This is a genomic window from Aromatoleum sp., assembly GCF_032027225.1.
In the GTDB taxonomy this organism is placed as follows: Bacteria; Pseudomonadota; Gammaproteobacteria; order Burkholderiales; family Rhodocyclaceae; genus Aromatoleum.
In genome coordinates this window covers 168152-186308 of record NZ_JAVSMM010000002.1, presented here as the reverse complement: position 1 = coordinate 186308, position 18157 = coordinate 168152, and the positions used below count along the sequence as shown (strand labels likewise).

10 protein-coding genes, 1 tRNA gene and 1 pseudogene are annotated in these 18157 nt (G+C 67.1%); 9 read left to right on the top strand and 3 right to left on the bottom strand.

From position 1 onward, the window contains the following. The first annotated feature begins 558 nt into the window (after positions 1-558). The 9 genes and pseudogenes from fdnG (at position 559) to ROZ37_RS04015 (ending at position 10470) form a co-directional block, all read left to right on the top strand. Positions 559-3629, top strand: a pseudogene (gene fdnG / locus ROZ37_RS04055) (formate dehydrogenase-N subunit alpha). Position 3630: 1 nt separating this feature from the next. After that, positions 3631-4566: a formate dehydrogenase subunit beta gene (gene fdxH, locus ROZ37_RS04050; protein ID WP_312657716.1), complete on the top strand. Its 936-nt coding sequence runs from the start codon at positions 3631-3633 to the stop codon at positions 4564-4566. Position 4567: 1 nt separating this feature from the next. Next, positions 4568-5188 (top strand): formate dehydrogenase subunit gamma, encoded by a 621-nt coding sequence (locus ROZ37_RS04045; protein ID WP_312657714.1) that lies wholly within the window; start codon positions 4568-4570, stop codon positions 5186-5188. Then, a complete protein-coding gene (fdhE, locus tag ROZ37_RS04040) occupies positions 5185-6183 on the top strand; it encodes a formate dehydrogenase accessory protein FdhE (protein ID WP_312657712.1) in 999 nt (332 codons plus the stop codon). Before ROZ37_RS04045 ends, fdhE begins: the two co-directional genes overlap by 4 nt. Beyond that, positions 6183-7631: an L-seryl-tRNA(Sec) selenium transferase gene (gene selA, locus ROZ37_RS04035; RefSeq protein ID WP_312657710.1), complete on the top strand. Its 1449-nt coding sequence runs from the start codon at positions 6183-6185 to the stop codon at positions 7629-7631. The genes fdhE and selA overlap by 1 nt, the downstream gene beginning before the upstream one ends. After that, complete coding sequence (selB, locus tag ROZ37_RS04030) at positions 7628-9544, top strand: selenocysteine-specific translation elongation factor (protein WP_312657709.1); 1917 nt, start codon at positions 7628-7630, stop codon at positions 9542-9544. The genes selA and selB overlap by 4 nt, the downstream gene beginning before the upstream one ends. Positions 9545-9548: 4 nt before the next feature. Further along, positions 9549-9644, top strand: a tRNA-Sec gene (locus tag ROZ37_RS04025). A 17-nt stretch (positions 9645-9661) separates the two neighbouring features. Beyond that, on the top strand, positions 9662-10087 hold the full coding sequence (locus ROZ37_RS04020) for a glycine cleavage system protein H (RefSeq protein ID WP_312657707.1): 426 nt from the start codon (positions 9662-9664) through the stop codon (positions 10085-10087). Further along, positions 10087-10470, top strand: a complete 384-nt coding sequence (locus ROZ37_RS04015; protein ID WP_312657706.1) for a DsrE family protein — start codon at positions 10087-10089, stop codon at positions 10468-10470. Before ROZ37_RS04020 ends, ROZ37_RS04015 begins: the two co-directional genes overlap by 1 nt. Before the next feature lie 179 nt (positions 10471-10649). Here ROZ37_RS04015 and ROZ37_RS04010 read toward each other — a convergent pair whose 3' ends face one another. From ROZ37_RS04010 to nhaA, 3 genes are all read right to left on the bottom strand, one after another. Further along, complete coding sequence (locus tag ROZ37_RS04010) at positions 10650-15209, bottom strand: EAL domain-containing protein (RefSeq protein ID WP_312657705.1); 4560 nt, start codon at positions 15207-15209, stop codon at positions 10650-10652. A gap of 272 nt (positions 15210-15481) precedes the next feature. After that, entirely contained in the window at positions 15482-16534 is a 1053-nt protein-coding gene (locus tag ROZ37_RS04005; protein WP_312657704.1) for an AI-2E family transporter, read from the bottom strand. Between the two features lie 26 nt (positions 16535-16560). Next, positions 16561-17907 carry a Na+/H+ antiporter NhaA gene (nhaA, locus tag ROZ37_RS04000; protein WP_312657703.1) on the bottom strand — a complete coding sequence of 449 codons (1347 nt, stop codon included), beginning with the start codon at positions 17905-17907 and terminating at the stop codon, positions 16561-16563. Between the last annotated feature and the right edge of the window lie 250 nt (positions 17908-18157).

The following is an 18157-nucleotide window of genomic DNA, read 5'->3' as shown; positions in this document are numbered from 1 at the left end:
GGCGGTTGAGGCGGGGCACGCCGCTTGCTCACTCGCTCGACCGCGGCGGGAGAGGAGCGTTTCGCCCCCCTGTGCAGGGGAGCGCGTGAGGCTTGGGCGCTCACTCCGTCGCAATTCTGCGGCGATCTGTCGACCCGGCAGTCGCCGACGAGTTTGCTTGCTTTGGGAGGCTGCATGCATCCACTTCCCTGGCGCGCCATGTGCGCCACTGTCTGTCTTTTCGCGGCGGGATGCGGTGAGAAGCCCGCACCGGTTGCCACGCCGCCGGAGCCCGCGACGACTACGCCCGGGACTGCCCCGACGACGACGCCGCCTGCGCCGATTTCGCCTTCGCCCTCCACCGATGCCGTGACGCCAGCGTCGCCTGCCGCAGGTCCCGGCACGGGCGGCACGGCCGTCGGGGGCGTCGTGGCGGGGCAGGGGGAAGGCGGCGCGAACCAGGGCGAGGCGCCGGCGCCGACTGGCGGGGACGGCGCCGCGCTGCCGGCGCCGAACGGTAAAGATGGAACTGCGCAGCCGTCCGGCTCCGCTCCGAAATAACCCTTCAGGAGAACCTCGATGTACATGGATCGAAGGCAATTCTTCCGGGTCAGCGGCGCGGGGCTCGCGTCCTCAACCCTGGCCGCGTTGGGCTTCTCGGCCAGCGAGGCGCTCGCCGAGACGCGCCACTTCAAGCTGGCACGCGCCGACGAGACGCGCAGTACCTGTCCGTACTGCTCCGTCGCCTGCGGCCTTCTGATGTACAGCCTGGGCGACAAGGCCAAGAACGCGCTGCCCGAGATCATCCACATCGAAGGCGATCCGGACCACCCGGTCAACCGCGGGACGCTGTGCCCCAAAGGCGCGGGCCTGCTCGACTTCGTGCGCAGCCCCAACCGCCTGGCGTACCCGGAGATCCGCGAGCCCGGCGCGAAGGAGTGGAAGCGGGTGAGCTGGGACGAAGCGCTGACGCGCCTCGCCACGCTGATGAAGGCCGACCGCGACGCCAACTTCGTGGCGAACACGGACGACGGCAAGGTCGTGAACCGCTGGACCACCACAGGGATGCTCTGCGCATCCGCCGCCTCCAACGAGACCGGTTACATCACGCACAAGGCGATGCGATCCCTCGGGATGCTCGTCTTCGACAACCAGGCGCGTGTCTGACACGGACCTACGGTGGCCAGTCTGGCCCCGACGTTCGGACGCGGCGCGATGACCAACCACTGGGTGGACATCCGGAACGCCGATGTCGTGCTGATCATGGGCGGCAACGCCGCCGAAGCGCACCCCTGCGGCTTCAAGTGGGTCATCGAGGCCAAGCACCACAACAAGGCGCGGCTGATCGTCGTCGATCCGCGCTTCACGCGCTCGGCCGCGATGAGCGACTACTACGCGCCGATCCGCGCCGGCAGCGACATCGCCTTTCTGGGCGGCGTCATCAATTACCTGCTGTCGAACGACAAGATCCAGCACGAGTACGTCGCGAACTACACCAACGCGAGCTTCATTGTCGGCGAGGGCTACAGCTTCCAGGACGGACTCTTCTCCGGCTACGACGAGGCGAAGCGCAAGTACGACCCCGCAAGCTGGGGCTACGAGATGGAGGGCGAGTTCGCCAAGACCGACCCGACGATGCAGCACGAGCGTTGCGTGCTGCAGGTGATGAAGCGGCATTTCTCGCGCTACACGCCCGAGATGGTGAGCCGCATCACCGGCACCCCGCAGGCGCAGTTCCTGAAAGTGTGCGAGATGATCGCGACCACCGCCACGCCCGACAGGGCGATGACGATCATGTACGCGCTGGGCTGGACGCAGCACAGCATGGGCTCGCAGATGATTCGCACCGGCGCGATCATGCAGCTCTTGCTCGGCAACATCGGCATCGCGGGCGGCGGCATGAACGCGCTGCGCGGGCACAGCAACATCCAGGGCCTGACCGACCTCGGCCTGCTCTCCAACTCGTTGCCGGGCTATCTCTCGCTCGCGCGCGACGACGAGCAGGACCTGCAGACCTACTACAAGACGCGCGCGCTGGCACCGCTGCGGCCGAACCAGATGAGCTACTGGCAGAACTACCCGAAGTTCTTCGTCAGTCTGCAGAAGGCGTGGTGGGGCGACGCGGCGACGGCCGACAACGACTGGGCGTTTCACTACCTGCCCAAGATCGACAAGTTGTACGACGTGCTGCAGGCCTTCGAGCTGATGAACATGGGCCAGCTCAACGGCTACATCTGCCAGGGTTTCAACCCGGTCGGCTCCTTCCCGAACAAGAAGAAGATCATCGCGGGCCTGTCGAAGCTGAAGTTCCTCGCGATCATCGATCCACTGGACACCGAGACGGCGGAGTTCTGGCGCAACTTCGGCGAGTACAACGACGTCAAGTCGGAAGAGATCCAGACCACGGTGTTCAAGCTGCCGTCGACCTGTTTCGCCGAGGAGGACGGCGCGCTCACCAACTCCGGCCGCTGGCTGCAATGGCACTGGAAGGGCGCCCCTCCGCCGGGAGAGGCGCGCGGCGACAACGAGATCATCGGCGAGCTGTTTTTGCGCATCCGCGCGATGTACGCGAAGGACGGCGGCGCTTTCCCCGACCCGATCGTCAAGCTGACCTGGCCGTACAAGATTCCGTCGGCGCCGTCGCCTGAAGAACTGGCGATGGAATACAACGGCAAGGCGCTCGCCGATGTCACGGCGCCGCCCGATCCGAAGAACCCGGGCGCCGCACCGGCGGTGCTCGTGCACTCCGGCCGGCAGCTCGCCGGTTTCGGCCAACTGCGCGACGACGGCAGCACGGCCTGCGGCTGCTGGATCTACGCGGGAGCCTGGACCGAGGCCGGGAACCAGATGGCACGGCGCGACAGCTCCGACCCGTGGGGCATCGGCCAGACGCTGAACTGGGCATGGGCGTGGCCGGCCAACCGGCGCATCCTCTACAACGCCGCATCCACCGCCCCCGACGGCAAGCCGTGGGATCCGGGGCGCACGCTGATGTACTGGAACGGCAGCGCCTGGGCCGGCGCCGACGTGCCGGACATCCGTCCCGACGCCGACCCCGCGGACCCGCAGCGGGTGCAGCGGCCGAGGGCGTCGCGCGCCTCTTCGCCCCGACGGGAATGGCCGAGGGGCCGCTGCCCGAGCATTACGAACCCTTCGAATCGCCGCTCGAGAACAACCCGATGAACGCCAACCCGAAGGCGCGCGCGAACCCGGCGGCGCGGGTGTTCAAGGGCGATCTCGAGGCGTTCGGCAAGCCGGCCGAGTTCCCGTACGTGGCGACGAGTTACCGCCTGACCGAGCATTTCCACTACTGGACCAAGAACGTCCTGTCGAACGCCATCATTCAGCCGCAGCAATTCGTCGAGCTCAGCCCCGAGCTGGCGAAGGACAAGGGCATCGCCAACGGCGACATGGTGAAGGTGTCGTCCAACCGCGGCTTCATCAAGGCCGTGGCGATGGTCACGCCGCGCATCCCGCGGCTGACGGTGGACGGCAGGACGGTCGATACGGTCGGTCTGCCGAATCACTGGGGTTTCGTCGGCCTCGCAAAGCCCGGCTACCTGGTGAACACGCTCACGCCGTTCGTGGGGGATGCGAACACGCAGACTCCCGAATACAAGTCTTTCACCGTCAATATCGAGAGGGCATGACATGAGCTCGTTGCAATCTCTCGACATCGCGGCGCGATCGGCGACCACCAAGCCGACGCCCCAGGCGCGGCAGCACGTCACCGAAGTGGCGAAGCTGATCGATGTGTCCAGCTGCATCGGCTGCAAGGCGTGCCAGGTCGCGTGCATGCAGTGGAACGACTTGCGGGACGAGGTCGGCGTCAACGTCGGGCAGTACGACAACCCGTCCGACCTGACGCCGCAGTCCTGGACCGTCATGCGCTACGCCGAAGTGCAGATGAAGCAGCCGGACGAGAGCACCCGACTCGAATGGCTCATCCGCAAGGACGGCTGCATGCACTGCGAGGACCCGGGCTGCCTCAAGGCCTGCCCGGCGCCCGGCGCAATCGTGAAGTACACCAACGGCATCGTCGACTTCATCAGCGAGCACTGCATCGGCTGCGGCTACTGCGTGAGCGGCTGTCCGTTCGACATCCCTCGCATCTCCCGGACGGACAACCGCGCCTACAAGTGCTCGCTGTGCTCCGACCGGGTCGCTGTCGGGCTGGAGCCCGCGTGCGCGAAGGTGTGTCCGACCGGCGCGATCCGCTTCGGCAGCAAGGAGGACATGCTGGAGTTTGGTGCGCAGCGCGTCGCGGAACTGAAGGAGCGCGGCTATGCGCAACCGGCGGTGTACGACCCCGCCGGCGTCGGCGGCACACACGTGGTGTACGTGCTACAGCACGGCGACCAGCCGGGGCTCTACAACGACCTGCCGGCCGACCCGACGATAAGTCCGCTGGTGGCGCTGTGGAAGGGCATCACCAAGCCGCTGGCCACCGCGGCGATGATCGGTGCCGCGGTCGTCGGCTTCTTCCACTACGTCAAGGTGGGTCCGCTCGAAACCGACGAGACGGACGACGACGCGGACGACGGCAGGCCGCGCCGACGCGACGAAGACCGCGTGCGAGGAGAGTGAGATGGCTCGACTGATTCGCCGCTACAACGACGGCACACGCGTCAATCACTGGATCGTCGCGCTGCTGTTCCTCGCCGCCGGTCTGTCCGGCCTGGCCCTGTTCCATCCCCTGTTCTGGCCTTTCACCGGCTTGTTCGGCGGCGGTCAGTGGACCAAGACGCTGCATCCGTTCTTCGGCGTGGTCATGGTGCTGGGCTTCGTGATCCTGTTCTTCCAGGTCTGGCGCGACAACTTCTGGACGCGCAACGACAGCGCTTGGGTGCGCCGCTCGTCCCGGCTGCTGCGCGGCCGCGAGGAAGAGATGCCGCCGGTGGCGAAGTACAACGCCGGGCAGAAGGGGGTGTTCTGGCTGTTCGCGGTGTGCCTGCTGGTGCTGCTGGTGACCGGCTTCCTCTTCTGGGTGCCGTGGTTCGCGGGCGCCGTTCCGATACCGGTGCGGCGTTTCGCCGTGCTGCTTCACGCCTTCGCAGCCTTCCTGATGGTGCTGGGCGTGATCATCCACGTGTACGCGGCGATCTGGGTCAAGGGCTCGATGCGCGCGATGACGCGCGGCACGGTGTCCCCATCCTGGGCGCGTCGCCACCATCCGCTGTGGTATCGCGACATCGGCGCCGACAAGTGACGACGATCCCGCTGCTCACCCCCGAAGAGATTGCGGTGCGCTCCGGCCGGCAGGCGCCGGTGCTGCACCTGCCCGTCCGCAGCGAGATCTTTGCCGAGCGCGAGATCCGTCTGCGCGAGCTCGCAGCCGACCACGCGATGCGCGACTACCTGCTATTGATAACCGACCTGACGCGCGCGCAGCACGCGCTGCTGCAGGACTATCCCGACGTCGCACTGCCCGATGCGGACGCGCTCGCCGCCGCGGTGCGCGCGGGCAGGCCGTCGCTGCCGGCCGAACTCTGGCCGCGCGATCCGCGCTGGCGCGACGGCCTGCATCGTCTGCTCGAGGCCTTGCTCCCGCGCGTGCCAACCGACGTCGTGCGCTCGACGGTCGAGGCCTTGCGCTCGCTGGATGCCGATGCGCTGGAAAGCCAGGCCGACCGGCTGTTGGGGAATGACGCTTCCGGGCTCGATCTGGCCGCTGCGCCTTTCATCGCCGCGGCGCTCCAGGCGTACTGGACGCATCTCGTGCTGGCCACGCAGGCTGTCCACGGCGCCGAGCGGCTCGCACCCTTCGGCCGCATCGAGGACGCCACGCGCTGCCCGTGCTGCGGCTTCGTGCCGGTGGCGAGTGTCGCCCGCATCGACGCCACGTCCGGCGGACTGCGCTACCTGCAGTGCGCGTTGTGCTCGACACAGTGGCACATGGTGCGAATCAAGTGCAGCCACTGCGAAAGCACGAAGGGCATCCACTACCAGTCGCTGGAACGGGTGGACGCCGGCGTGAGCGAGCCGCTGAAGGCGGCGGTCGAGGCGGAGACCTGCGACGAGTGCGGCAGCTACCTCAAGATCGTCCGCAAGGACCGCGACCCGCAGGTGGAGCCGGTGGCCGATGACCTCGCTTCGCTGACGCTCGACCTGCTGGTGTCGGAGGCGGGCTTCGAGCGGCATGGCACCAACCTGCTGCTCCTGTTCGGGGAGCCGGACAAACCCGACGACGGCGGAGGCGGCTGATGTCCGCGCCCGAAGAGTCCGTGGTTCACGGCTCGAAGGCGAGGCTCAAGGATCTGCCTTCGATCGACAAGCTGCTGCGACTGCCCGCGGTGCAGGCGCTCGCCGCCGCCCATGGTCACACGCTGGTTGCCGCCGAGACGCGCGGCCTGCTCGACGGCTTGCGGGCGCTCGCGCTTGTCGGCGAGCTGGATCTCCGGCTTCTCGATCGCGAGGTGATGACAGCGGAACTCGCGTCCCGCGTCCGGGCGCGCATCGCGCCCCGGTTGAAACGCGTCATCAACCTGACCGGCACCGTGATCCATACCAACCTCGGGCGTGCGGTGCTGCCGCCTTCGGCGGTCGCGCACGTGGCCCGCATGATGGAAGGGCCGAACAACCTCGAGTACGAGCTCGCGGGCGGCGGCCGCGGCGATCGCGACACGCTGGTCGAAGGGCTGCTGTGCGAGATCACCGGCGCCGAGGCCGCGACGGTCGTCAACAACAACGCCGGTGCAGTGCTGCTCACCATTGCCGCGCTTGCGGGCGGGCGTGAAGCCATCGTCTCGCGCGGGGAACTGGTCGAGATCGGCGGCGCCTTCCGCATGCCCGACGTGATGGCGAGCGCGGGCGCGACGATGGTGGAAGTGGGCACGACGAACCGCACCCATCTCGCCGATTACGCGCGCGCGATCACGCCGCGCACCGCACTGCTGATGAAGGTCCACACCAGCAACTACATCGTGCAGGGTTTCACTGCCTCGGTGTCCGAAGCCGAGCTTGCCGGCCTCGCGCGCGAGCACGGGCTGCCGCTGGCGACTGACCTGGGGAGCGGCTCACTCGTCGATATGACGCAGTACGGCTTGCCGAAGGAGCCGACGCCGCAGGAGATGCTGACCGCCGGCTGCGATGTCGTGACCTTCTCCGGCGACAAGCTGCTGGGCGGCCCGCAGGCCGGCCTGATCGTGGGGCGGCGCGAAATGGTCGCGCGCATCCGCAAGTTTCCGATGAAGCGGGCGCTGCGCCTGTCGAAGCTGCCGCTGGCGGCGCTGGAAGCGACGCTGGCGCTGTACCTGCAACCCGAGCTGCTGACGCGCGAGCTGCCCACTCTGCGCTGGCTCGTGCGGCCGATGGACCAGATCGAAGGCGTCGCGCAGGCGCTGCTGGCGCCGCTGCGCACCACGCTCGCTCCGCGCTACGACGTCCAGGTCGTGCCGCTTTGCAGCCAGATCGGTTCCGGCTCGTTGCCGGTGGACCGGCTGCCGTCGGCCGGCCTCGCGCTCGCGCCGGTGCTGCCCGGCCGGCGCGGCGTCGGCACCGCGCTCGATGCGCTGGCGTCGGCGCTGCGCGCGCTGCCGATGCCGATCATCGGCCGCATCGCCGATGACCGCCTGCTGCTCGATTGCCGCTGTCTCGACGAACCGGGGCCGGTGCTCGCGCAGCTCCCGGCCTTGAAACAGGCGCTCGCATGATCGTCGGGACCGCCGGTCACATCGACCACGGGAAGACGGCGCTGGTGCGCGCGCTCACCGGCGTCGACGGCGACCGGCTGCCGGAGGAGCGACGCCGCGGCATCACCATCGAGCCGGGTTTCGCCTTCATGCCCCAGGACGATGGCCCGGCGATCGGCTTCGTCGATGTCCCCGGACATGAAAAACTCGTGCACGCGATGGTCGCGGGCGCGAGCGGCATCGACTTCGCGCTGCTGCTGGTCGCGGCCGATGACGGCGTGATGCCGCAGACGACCGAGCACCTGACGATCCTCTCGCTGCTGGAGATCCCGCGCGGCGCCGTCGTGCTCACCAAGGCCGACCGCGTGGATGACGTGATGCTGGCGCAGCGCGAACAGCAGGCGAGGGCGCTGCTGGCGACGGCGGGACGCGCCGACTGGCCCGTGCTCGAAGTGTCCGCGCTGCGCGGCGATGGCATCGAGCCGCTGCGCGACCTGCTGCGGCGCGAGGCGCAAAGCCCCACTGTCCGCGGCGACCCTGCGGCCGGCTTTCGCATGTCGCTGGACCGCGTGTTCACCGTCGTCGGCATCGGCACCGTCGTGGCCGGTTGCATTGCCTCCGGCTGCGTGCGCGTCGGCGATCTGCTCGCACTCGCCCATGACCCAGCACGGCCGCTGCGCGTACGCAGCCTGCAGAGTCACGGCGCCGCGGTCGAGGAGGCCGGGCCGGGCCAGCGCTGCGCGATCGGGCTGGCGGGACTCGCGCGCGAGAACGTGGACCGAGGCCATGTTCTGTGCACGCCGGTCATCGCGCAGCAAAGCGAACGCCTGGACGTGCGTTTGAGGGTCGCTCCCACTGCAGCCCGGGCGTTACGCTCGGGCACGCTGGTCCATCTCCACCTCGGCACGCAGAAGGGCATGGCGACCGTTGCCGTGCTGGGCGCAGCCGCGATCGAGCCGGGCGCGGAAGGACTCGCGCAACTGGTGCTGCGCACGCCGCTTCACGCCTGGCAGACCGATCGATTCGTGCTGCGCGACGCCGCGGCGGCGCGGACGCTCGGTGGTGGCACGGTGCTCGCGGTCGATGCGCCGGCGCGCTATCGGCAGACGCCGGAGCGCCTGGCCTGGCTGCACGCGCAAAGCGCCGACAGCCCATCGGAGCGCTTCGCCGCCACCTTGGCGCACGCGCCGTTCGGCATGCACGGGGACGCGTGGCTCCATGTCGCCGGCTACGCGGCGTGGCCGTTCGACGTCGAGCATGTCCCGGGTGCGCTCGCCGCGGGAGGCGGGTGGTTCATCGACGCGGCACACCTCGCGCAAGCGCAGGCGGAAGTCCTGCAGGTGCTGCACGACTTCCACGCACAGTCGCCGCAGGAGGTCGGCCTCGACGCGAAGCGGGCGCGCCGGCTCGCCGCCCCGCGCATGGCCGAGCCGCTGTGGGACAACCTCGTCGAGCGCCTGCGCAGCGATGACCGCATCGGAGTGCGCAACGGCTTCCTGCATTTGCCGGCCCATGGCGAGCGCTTGCGCGCGGCCGATCGCGTCGTGGCCGAACGTGCGCTGCCACTGCTGCTCGACGGCGGCTTCGATCCACCCTGGGTCCGCGACCTTGCCGCCGCCGCGCGTCTGCCGGAAACTCAGGTCCGCGAGGTGCTCCGACGGCTGGCGCAGACGGGCGAGGTGTTCCAGGTCGTGAAGGATCTCTTCTATCCGGTGCCTACAATCCACAAGCTTGCAACGCTTGCCCGCGAGATCGGCGAGCGCGACGGTGCGATCGCCGCCGCTGCGTTCCGTGATGCAACGGAACTCGGCCGCAAGCGTGCGATCCAGATCCTCGAATTCTTCGACCGCGTCGGACTGTTGCGGCGCGTCGGCGACGAGCACCGGCTGCGGCCGGATACGCTGCTGTTCGCCGACGTGCGGGAGGCTTCATGAACAAGGAAGAAATTCGTCCCCGGTGGGGCGGCTGGGCTTCAAACCCAGTGGGCGGCGCCATGCGTCGCCGGGCGGGTTCGACTCCCGTTTTCTTCCGCCATTTCTTCGCGTGACGCGATGGACATCCTCGGTTTCGCCTATCCCGACGACGCCTGGTTCTTCCTCGCGCACGACATGTGGTGCCGCCCTCGCGAGGACCGCTGCATGGAAGTCGGGATAAGCGCCTTCGGCATCCACCTTTCCGGCGATGTCTACATGTGCCGACCGAAGCCGGTGGGCACGGTCCTGGGCCAAGGCGAGACGGTAGCCGTGGCCGAACTCAGCAAAGCGGTCGTGTCGATCAAGACACCGGTCTCGGGTCGCGTCGTCGAAGTGAACTCGCTGCTGGCGGAAACGCCCGAACTGGTGCATCGCGATCCTTACGGACGCGGCTGGCTCGTGCGGATCGCACCCGAGCGCTGGACGGAGGACGTGGCGAATCTCGTGCACGGCGAGTCGCTGGCGCCGGCCGCGATTGCGCGCATGCGCCTGGAGAAGCTGTGATGGCTCAACGCCGTGGCCTCGCGATCATGGTCTGGTCCTGCGGCCCCGACGACGCCGACCGGGCGGCCACGCCGTTCGTCGCCGCGCAGGCCGCCGCCGCGCTCGACCTGGAAGTTGAGCTGCTGTTCACCGCGCGCTCGGTCCACTGGCTGCTCGCGGCCCGGCACGACACCCCGATCGGCTTCGGGCGCGAAACGATGCCACTGGCGACATACCTGCAAGCTTGCGTCGAAGCCGGGGTGCAGATGCGCGCCTGCAGCCAGGCCCTCGCCGCGCTGGGGTTGCCGCGCGAGGCGCTCGTGTCGCAATGCTCCGGGCTCGGCGGCATGGTCGCCTTTGTCGAGCGCACACAAGATCCCCGGTGGAGTACCCTGGTTTTCTGAACTCTAAGCTGCGTTGGCGCGAGCAGTAGCGCGCACCTCGACGTCGGACGGGTGGTCGCGGACCGGTCTATGGACCAATCGAATCCCGACAGCGGGGAATCAAGAGCGCTGCGCTCGACCCGTTTGCGCCTTACTCCACAGAGTACGTCGGTGACCGTCCAGCTCATTCAGCAGGTCGCTCACGTCGCATTCCCATCCTGGCGTTTGAGCAGGGCAATTACCTCAGCCGGCAGCAGGGGCTCCGAAAAGAAATAACCTTGCCCGAGATTGCAGCCGGTCGCTTTCAGAATGGCGTACTGACCGGCGTGTTCGATGCCCTCGGCGACTACCTGCATGCCGAGGGTATGGGACATGCCAATGATCGCCCGCGCGATTGCGTTGTCATCCTCGTCATGCTCGATCGCATCGATGAAGCTCTTGTCGATCTTGACGTGGTCGATCGGAAGCCGCTTCAGGCAGCTGAGCGATGAATATCCGGTGCCGAAATCGTCGATCGTCACGTGCACCCCGAGCTCGCGCAACTCGGTAAGTGGGCCGAGCAACCGCTCCAGGTCGCCGTTCAACGCACGCTCGGTCACCTCGACCTCGAGGAATCTCGCATCGACACCGGTATCGACGAGCGCCTGGCGGATAGACGGCACCATCCCGGGACGCCGAAATTGCCGCGGCGACACATTGATCGCAACCCGAGGCGGCTCGGGCAGCAACGCCTGCCACGCTTTGATCTGCGTACACGCCGCCCGGAGCACCCACTCGCCGATCGGGATGATCAGCCCACTATCCTCGGCTATCGGTATGAACTGCACGGGCGGTACCAGACCGCGGGTCGGATGGCGCCATCGCAGCAGTGCCTCGACACTGGCGATTCCCTTCTCGGCCAGCTCGACCTGGGGCTGGAAGACGAGGAAGAACTCCTGCTGGTCGATCGCGCGGCGCAAATCGAGTTCCATGTCCTGACGCTGCTGCGCCCGTGTGTTGAGTTCGCTGGAAAAGAACTGCAGCGCATTCTTGCCGGTCTCCTTCGCCTCGTACATCGCCGTGTCCGCATTCTTGAGCAGCGTCTGGATGTCGTGGCCGTCCTCGGGATAGTTGCTGATGCCGACACTCGCTGTCGTGTTGACGTCGCGCTCGCCCAGCCGCGCCGGCGTCGCCAAGCTCTCGAGAATGCGCTCCGCCATGATCCTTACTTCCGCGGGCTGGGCATCCTCGATGAGCACGCTGAACTCGTCGCCGCCCATGCGCGCGACTGTGTCCTGCGCGCGCACGCACTGGCCTATGCGTCGGCCGATCTCCTCGAGCAGCCGGTCGCCCGCATCGTGACCGAGGGTGTCGTTGATCGTCTTGAAGTTGTCGAGATCGATGAACAGCAGCGACAGCCGCGAGTGCTGGCGTTCGCAACGGGCGATGGCATGCGCGAGGCGATCGAAGAAGAGGTTGCGGTTGGCCAGTCCGGTAAGCTCATCGTGCGTCGCCGCGTACTCGAGCCGCTGCCTCTCCTTGACTTGGCTGAGATCGGTGAACACGGCGACATAGTTCGTCACGATCCCGCTCGGGGCGGCCACCGGACTGACTGCCAGCCAAGCCGGTATCGGCGTGTTGTCCTTGCGCTGGCAGGCGATCTCACCCTGCCAGCGGCCATCGCGGCCGACGCCCTCCCAGATCGTCGCAGCAATGCTTTCGTGGGCCTCGTCGAGTGCGAATTGGGCTGCGTCATGTCCGCTGACGTCTTCGAGCGCGAATCCGGTCAGGCGCATGAAAGTCGGATTGACGCTGACGATCCGATGCGCCACGTCGGTGATCGCCACGCCTTCACCGACGCTTTCGAACGCCCGTCCGTAAAGCAGCGTCTGCCGTTCCGATCGTCTGAGTTCGGTGACGTCCGTCGCAAGCGTGCAAATCGCATGGATGCTGCCGTTTTCAGCGAACAGTGGAAAGCGCATCGCCAGCAGGTGGCGCTCGCCGTCCGGCAGTGGCAGTGAATCCTCGGACTGGATCGGCGCACGTCGACGCAACACCTCGATTTCCCGGTCATGCAGCACCTCGACGATCTGGCGCGGCAGCACCTCGACGTCGGTCTTGCCGGCGACCGTGTCGGGCGCCATGCCGAAGAGCTGTCCGAAGCCGGCATTGACGAACTCGTACTCCCCCGAGATGCGCTTGATCATGATCAGCGCGCTCGAGTTGTTCATGATCGCGAGCAGCCGCTCCTGGCTCTCGCGCAGGCGGCGCTCGGTCTCAACGAGATTCGTCGTGTCGGCGAGCACGGCGATGGCGCCGGTAATCTCGCTGCCCTCGTCACGGTACACCGCCGAGCGCGCGAGGTAATGCCGCTTGCCGTCGGCGAGCAGCCGCTCGCCGCCCTCGCCGGAGCGGATGGCGTCGACCAGCATCGCGGCGACCTCGCTCAAGCTGTTCGACGCCTCGTAGTCGCGCAGGTCGCGACCGGCGGCGCGCGGACCCATGTCGAACATCTTGGCGGCTTCCTCGTTGTAGCGCCGCAGGCGCAAACCCGCATCGACGACGATAATCGGGAACCGCAGGTTGCCCAGGATCATTTCGAGGTCGCGGTTCGCGCGTCCGAGTTCGCCGGTCTTCTGCTGCAGCTCGGCGTTCGACGTCGCGAGCTCCTCGTTCATCGACTGCAGCTCTTCGTTCGACGCCTTGAGCTCCTCGACCGTCGACTGCAGCTCCTCGTTGAGTGGCTGCAACTGCTCCTGCGACGCCGCGAGCTCGTCGATCAGCGTCTGGACGTATTCGCGCGCGGACGTCAGCTCGTCGCGAGCCGCGCGCAGCGCCGGTCCCTCGTCGTCGCCCTCCGCCGCGTGCCCCGCGGCTGCGGGATCCGCGAGCGGTGCATATTCGAACACGCACAGGTATTCGTGGTCCCGCTCGTCGGACCCAAAGGGGTAGACGACTAGCCGGATGCCGCGGCGGGGAGCGTCGGGCAGCGGCCGGATCGGCCCTGCGGCCGGCGTGCGGTCGTGGTCGACGCGGAACACCAGCGTGTGCAGTTCGGTCCGGTAGTTTTCGCGGATGTACATCGGCAGGCTCAGGTTCGCCGCGCCAGCAGGCACCGTCAGGAAGGGCGACGCGTCGCCGTGGATGTGCCGGATCTCGAGCCGTCGGTCGACGACGATCGCCGCGCGCGTATAGAGGCTCGCGAGCGCGGACAACAACCGGTCGTCGCGGCCGGCGCCCGATTCCGCCCGGCGGCGCCCGGGCTCGACGACCGTGCGCGGCGCGCCACTGCGCAGCGGCGCCGCTCGGGCGCTCGCGGACGTGCGCCGATACAGCTGCACGCCGACGTCCACCGGCGCGAATAGCTCCTCGGCTTGCGCCACCGCTTCCGACTTTCCTAGCAGGAGGTGGCCGCCCGGTCGCAATGCGTAGCCGAAGGTGCCGAGAACCCTGACCTGGCAGGCAGGCTGCAGGTAGATCAGCAGGTTGCGACAACTCAGTAGATCGAGCCGGGTGAAGGGCGGGTCGACCAGCACGTCGTGCCGCGCAAACACGACCATGTCGCGGAGGCGCTTGGCCACCTCGAAGCCGTCGTCGGCGGGCACGAAGTAGCGCTCGACCCGCGCAGGTTCGACATCGACGAGAGCCCCGGCCGGGTAGCGGCCGGCGCGCCCCACGGCGAGTGCAGCGGTGTCGATGTCGCTGGCGAAGATCTGCACGGCGGCGTGCACGCCGGCGGCGTGCAGCGCCTCGTCGAGCACGATGGCGATCGAGTACGCCTCCTCGCCGGTAGCACAGGCGGGCACCCAGACGCGAATCGGATCGTCGAGATGCTTGCCGTCCACCAGTTCGGCCGCGACCTGCGCGAGCGCGGCGAATGCGGCCGGGTCGCGGAAGAACGCGGTGACCGAGATCAGAAACTCGCGCTGCAGCCGCTCGAGCTCGTCTGCATCTCCGCACGCGAGCTCAACGTACTCGTCGAGCCCGCGCGCGTGGGTGGCCGCGACGCGGCGGTGGATGCGTCGCCACAGCATCGCTTCCTTGTAGCGCGAGAAGTCGACGTTGCTCTGCTGGCGAAGCCGGCCCAGCAGCCGCTTCAGCGCTGCGTGATCGCACGTCGGCGGGACCGCGTCGTGCAACCCGGAAAGCCGCACGAGTTCGTCGGCGATCCGCGTTGGATCCAGCACCCAGTCGACGCAGCCGGTGTCGATGGCCGCACGCGGCATGCCATCGTACTGGGCCGACGCCGGGTCCTGGGCGAACGAGAAGCCGCCCTCGGCCTTGATCGCGCGCACGCCGGCCGCGCCGTCGCTGCCGGTGCCCGACAGGATCACGCCGACGACGAGCATCTCGCGCGCCTCCTCCGCGAGCGAGCAGAGTAGCTCGTTGACCGACGGACTGGGCCGCATGTGCGGCGCGATCGCCACCAATCGCAGCGTGCCGTCGCGAAACACCGCGTTCATGCTCGGCGGCACGACGTAGGCGACGTTCGGCCGGGGTGCGTCGCCGTCCGTGAGGGTGCGCACCACGATCGACGTCCGCTCGCCGATCAGCTGCGGCAGCGCGGTGTCATGGTCGGCCGCGGCATGCTGCGCCACGACGTAGGCGAACCCGAGATTGGCGGGCAAGCGCCCGAACAGCTCGAACAGTGGGGCAAGCCCGCCGGCCGAGGCGCCGATCGCAACGACGCCGAGGCACGCGGGTCGACTGCGCGTGCTGACCGCAGGAGGGCCCGGGTCGGCCGGCCGACGCGCGGAGGGTGAAGACGGATGCGTTGGCACATTGATCCTTTCGAAATGCGAGATCGGCACCGCCCCTGGTCGAGGTCTCGAAACTGCGCCGGGTTTGGCTATTAACGCCGTCGCTTAAGGGTAGGTCGTGCGGCTGCGGCTCGTTACGGGCGAGCCGGGGATGCTTCCCCATCTTAATTCGAACAGGACGCGAGGCGATGTCGCTGCCAGGGCAGCAGGCATCGTCCGACCGCATACATGCGCTGTGCCGACCCCTACGGACTGACGACGGTTTAGGTGACAGGCGTTCCCTTGTCCTGTGGTCAGGGCTGGTGTGACAACGTGTCGTCGACGAAACGCAACAGGGCAACCAGAACCGTCAGCAGGACCGGCCCGACAATGAGGCCGATGATGCCGAAGGCCGAGACGCCGCCGACGACACCTACGAATACTACGAGCGTCGACACCGGCGCCTGGGTCGAAATCAGCAATGGGCGCAGCAGATTGTCGGAGACCGACACGGCCGTGCCCCAGACGGACAGGAAGATCGCCCAGCCCCACTGGGAATCTGCGGCTAACGCAACTACCCCCGGTACCCACACGAGTGCTGCACCGCCCACCGGGAGCAATGCCAGAAGCGCGGCCAGCACGCCGAACACAACCGCCGACGGCAATCCTGCTATGGCGAAGCCGACACCCACCAAGGTGCCTTGGGCGACCGCGGTCAAACCGGTACCGTAGACTACGGCACGCGTCGTGCTGGCAATCAGTCGGAGCAGGTCTCCTCTACGCTGCGCTTCCATGGGGACCAAGCGGACGATCCGGTCGAGCAACTGCTGGCCGTCGCGCAGCAGGAAGAAGAGCAAGAACAACATCATGAAAAAATGAACGACCGTACCGAGAGCACTGATTACAAAGTTGCCTCCCGTGGCTGCCAGCGACTGCAGCAGCAGTTGGGCACCCTTTACCAACCAGCTCTGAAGCTGTTCGGTCGTGGCCGTGAGGTTCTGGCGTAGCCATTCGACAAAACTGCCGACGAAGGGATACTGCTCCAGTTGCGCAAGCAGGTGGACATCGAAGCGCAGTTTCTCCTCCTGCAAACGCGTGACCAGTTCCGTCACCTGGTTCGCGAATGCCACACCGAGGCTCACCATGGGGCCTGCGAGCACGGCGGGCACGAGCAGCGTGATGATTCCAGCGGACAGAGCGGAGCGTCCCTTCAGCTTGCGCGTCAGCCCACGATGCACCGGTGCCAGCAGGAAAGCGAGACAGATACCCCAGGCAAGCGCACCCCGAAAGGGCGCCAGCATCCAGTACAGGGCGAGGGCGAAGAGGGCTGACACGACGATCACGAAAGCCTTGCGGTAATCGTTCACGGACGCTCCTTGCGCTAGATGAGCATTCAGTTGAGGTCCGCTTCGCGCAACGCGCGACGGGTCGACCACATCAATAGAGCGAGACCCGCTCCCGCCGAAAAAATGGATCCGAGGAAGATTCCCACTTTTGCGCTGTCGATCAGTTCCGCGCCGAAGGCCAAGTTGCCAATGAACAGTGCCATGGTGAATCCGATGCCGGCAAGCAGGGCGCCACCCGCTATCAAACGCCAATCGAGGTCCGGGGGCCGGACCGCAAGTCCCGAACGCACCGCGAGCCAACTGAACGTAAAGACCCCGATGGGCTTGCCGAGCGCGAACCCGGCGAACACCGCCACGACGACAGAGGCATTCAAATCGCCAAACGCGAGCCGTAATCCGGCGTTGGAAATGGCGAAGAGCGGCATGATGACAAAGCCGACCCACGGGTGCAGGGCCCTCTCCAAGCGTTCGACTGGAGACAGGGTTTCGCGCGCTGCAATCTCCGCCACCCGCAAAGTCTCGCGGTCCCTCGTGTGGCCGCTGCCTTCGTCTCTCGCGGGGTGCGCGACCACCTGCCGCAAGATCGCGTATAGACGTTCATCGCTCACCCATCTACGCGCGGGCGTGAGCAACCCGAGGATTACGCCGGTGACCGTAGCGTGGATTCCGGACACATCGACCGCAAGCCAAACGAAGCACCCCACGAGGAGGTAGACCGGGGTGCTCCGGACGCCGGCCAACGCCATTATTCGAACGCTCGCGAGACCAAGGACGCCCACGCTCAGTGCACCCCAAGAAATGTTGCTGCTATAGCCGATCGCGAGAACAAGAATGGCGCCGAGGTCGTCCACGATCGCCAACGAAAGCATGAACACGCGCAGGCTTTGAGGGATTCGCGAGCCGAGGAGTGCCAGACAACCCAACACAAACGCGGTGTCGGTCGCCATCACGCTGCCCCACCCCGTCTCACCCGGTCGCCCCCATAGCAGCGCGAGATACACCCCTGCAGGGACGACCATGCCGCCGAGTGCGGATGCAATCGACAGCGCAGCTACGCGAGGATGTTTCAACTCGCCGAGCACGAGCTCCCGCTTGAGTTCCAACGCGACCAGAAAGAAAAACAAGGTCATCAGCCCGTCGTTGATCCAGTCCCTGAGGGACCGAACGAAGTGCAGCGTGCCAATTTGAAATCCGACTTGAGTCTCCCATGCTTCAAGAAAGTGGTGTGCCCACGGAGAGTTGGAAAGCACGAGCGCAGCAACGGTAGCCAACAGCAGAACGGCCGCGGCAGCGACCTCGAAGTGCAAGAAGCGCGCAAAAGACGCGGTTAGTCGGTTAACGGCCTCCTTCGGCAGGTGCGCCAGTTCTCCATCGGCTTGCCGAATTTCGTTCATTGCGAGCCTCTCCAATGCGTGCCCCGCAGCAAGGAAGCCGTGCAAACGGCGACTTAGCTGGGCGGTCAGAACCCGATGCGCGGTTCCGACGCCGCCCATTTCGGGAATTGACTACTGGCGGGTTTCGGGCACATGCAACGGAAGCAAAGGCGTCGACATCCTGAGATCTCGGCGCTGCGCGCCGACGCTTTCGCCACCGCTTATCCCCAAGATCGAGTTAATCCCCCTTTCATCCGCTCTTCCTCATACA

Bases quoted from the DNA above. Each gene is read 5' to 3' on its own strand.
- fdxH (WP_312657716.1), top strand. From the start codon at position 3,631: ATGAGCTCGTTGCAATCTCTCGACATCGCGGCGCGATCGGCGACCACC.
- ROZ37_RS04045 (WP_312657714.1), top strand. From the start codon at position 4,568: ATGGCTCGACTGATTCGCCGCTACAACGACGGCACACGCGTCAATCAC.
- selA (WP_312657710.1), top strand. From the start codon at position 6,183: ATGTCCGCGCCCGAAGAGTCCGTGGTTCACGGCTCGAAGGCGAGGCTC.
- selB (WP_312657709.1), top strand. From the start codon at position 7,628: ATGATCGTCGGGACCGCCGGTCACATCGACCACGGGAAGACGGCGCTG.
- ROZ37_RS04020 (WP_312657707.1), top strand. From the start codon at position 9,662: ATGGACATCCTCGGTTTCGCCTATCCCGACGACGCCTGGTTCTTCCTC.
- ROZ37_RS04015 (WP_312657706.1), top strand. From the start codon at position 10,087: ATGGCTCAACGCCGTGGCCTCGCGATCATGGTCTGGTCCTGCGGCCCC.
- nhaA (WP_312657703.1), bottom strand. From the start codon at position 17,907: ATGAACGAAATTCGGCAAGCCGATGGAGAACTGGCGCACCTGCCGAAG.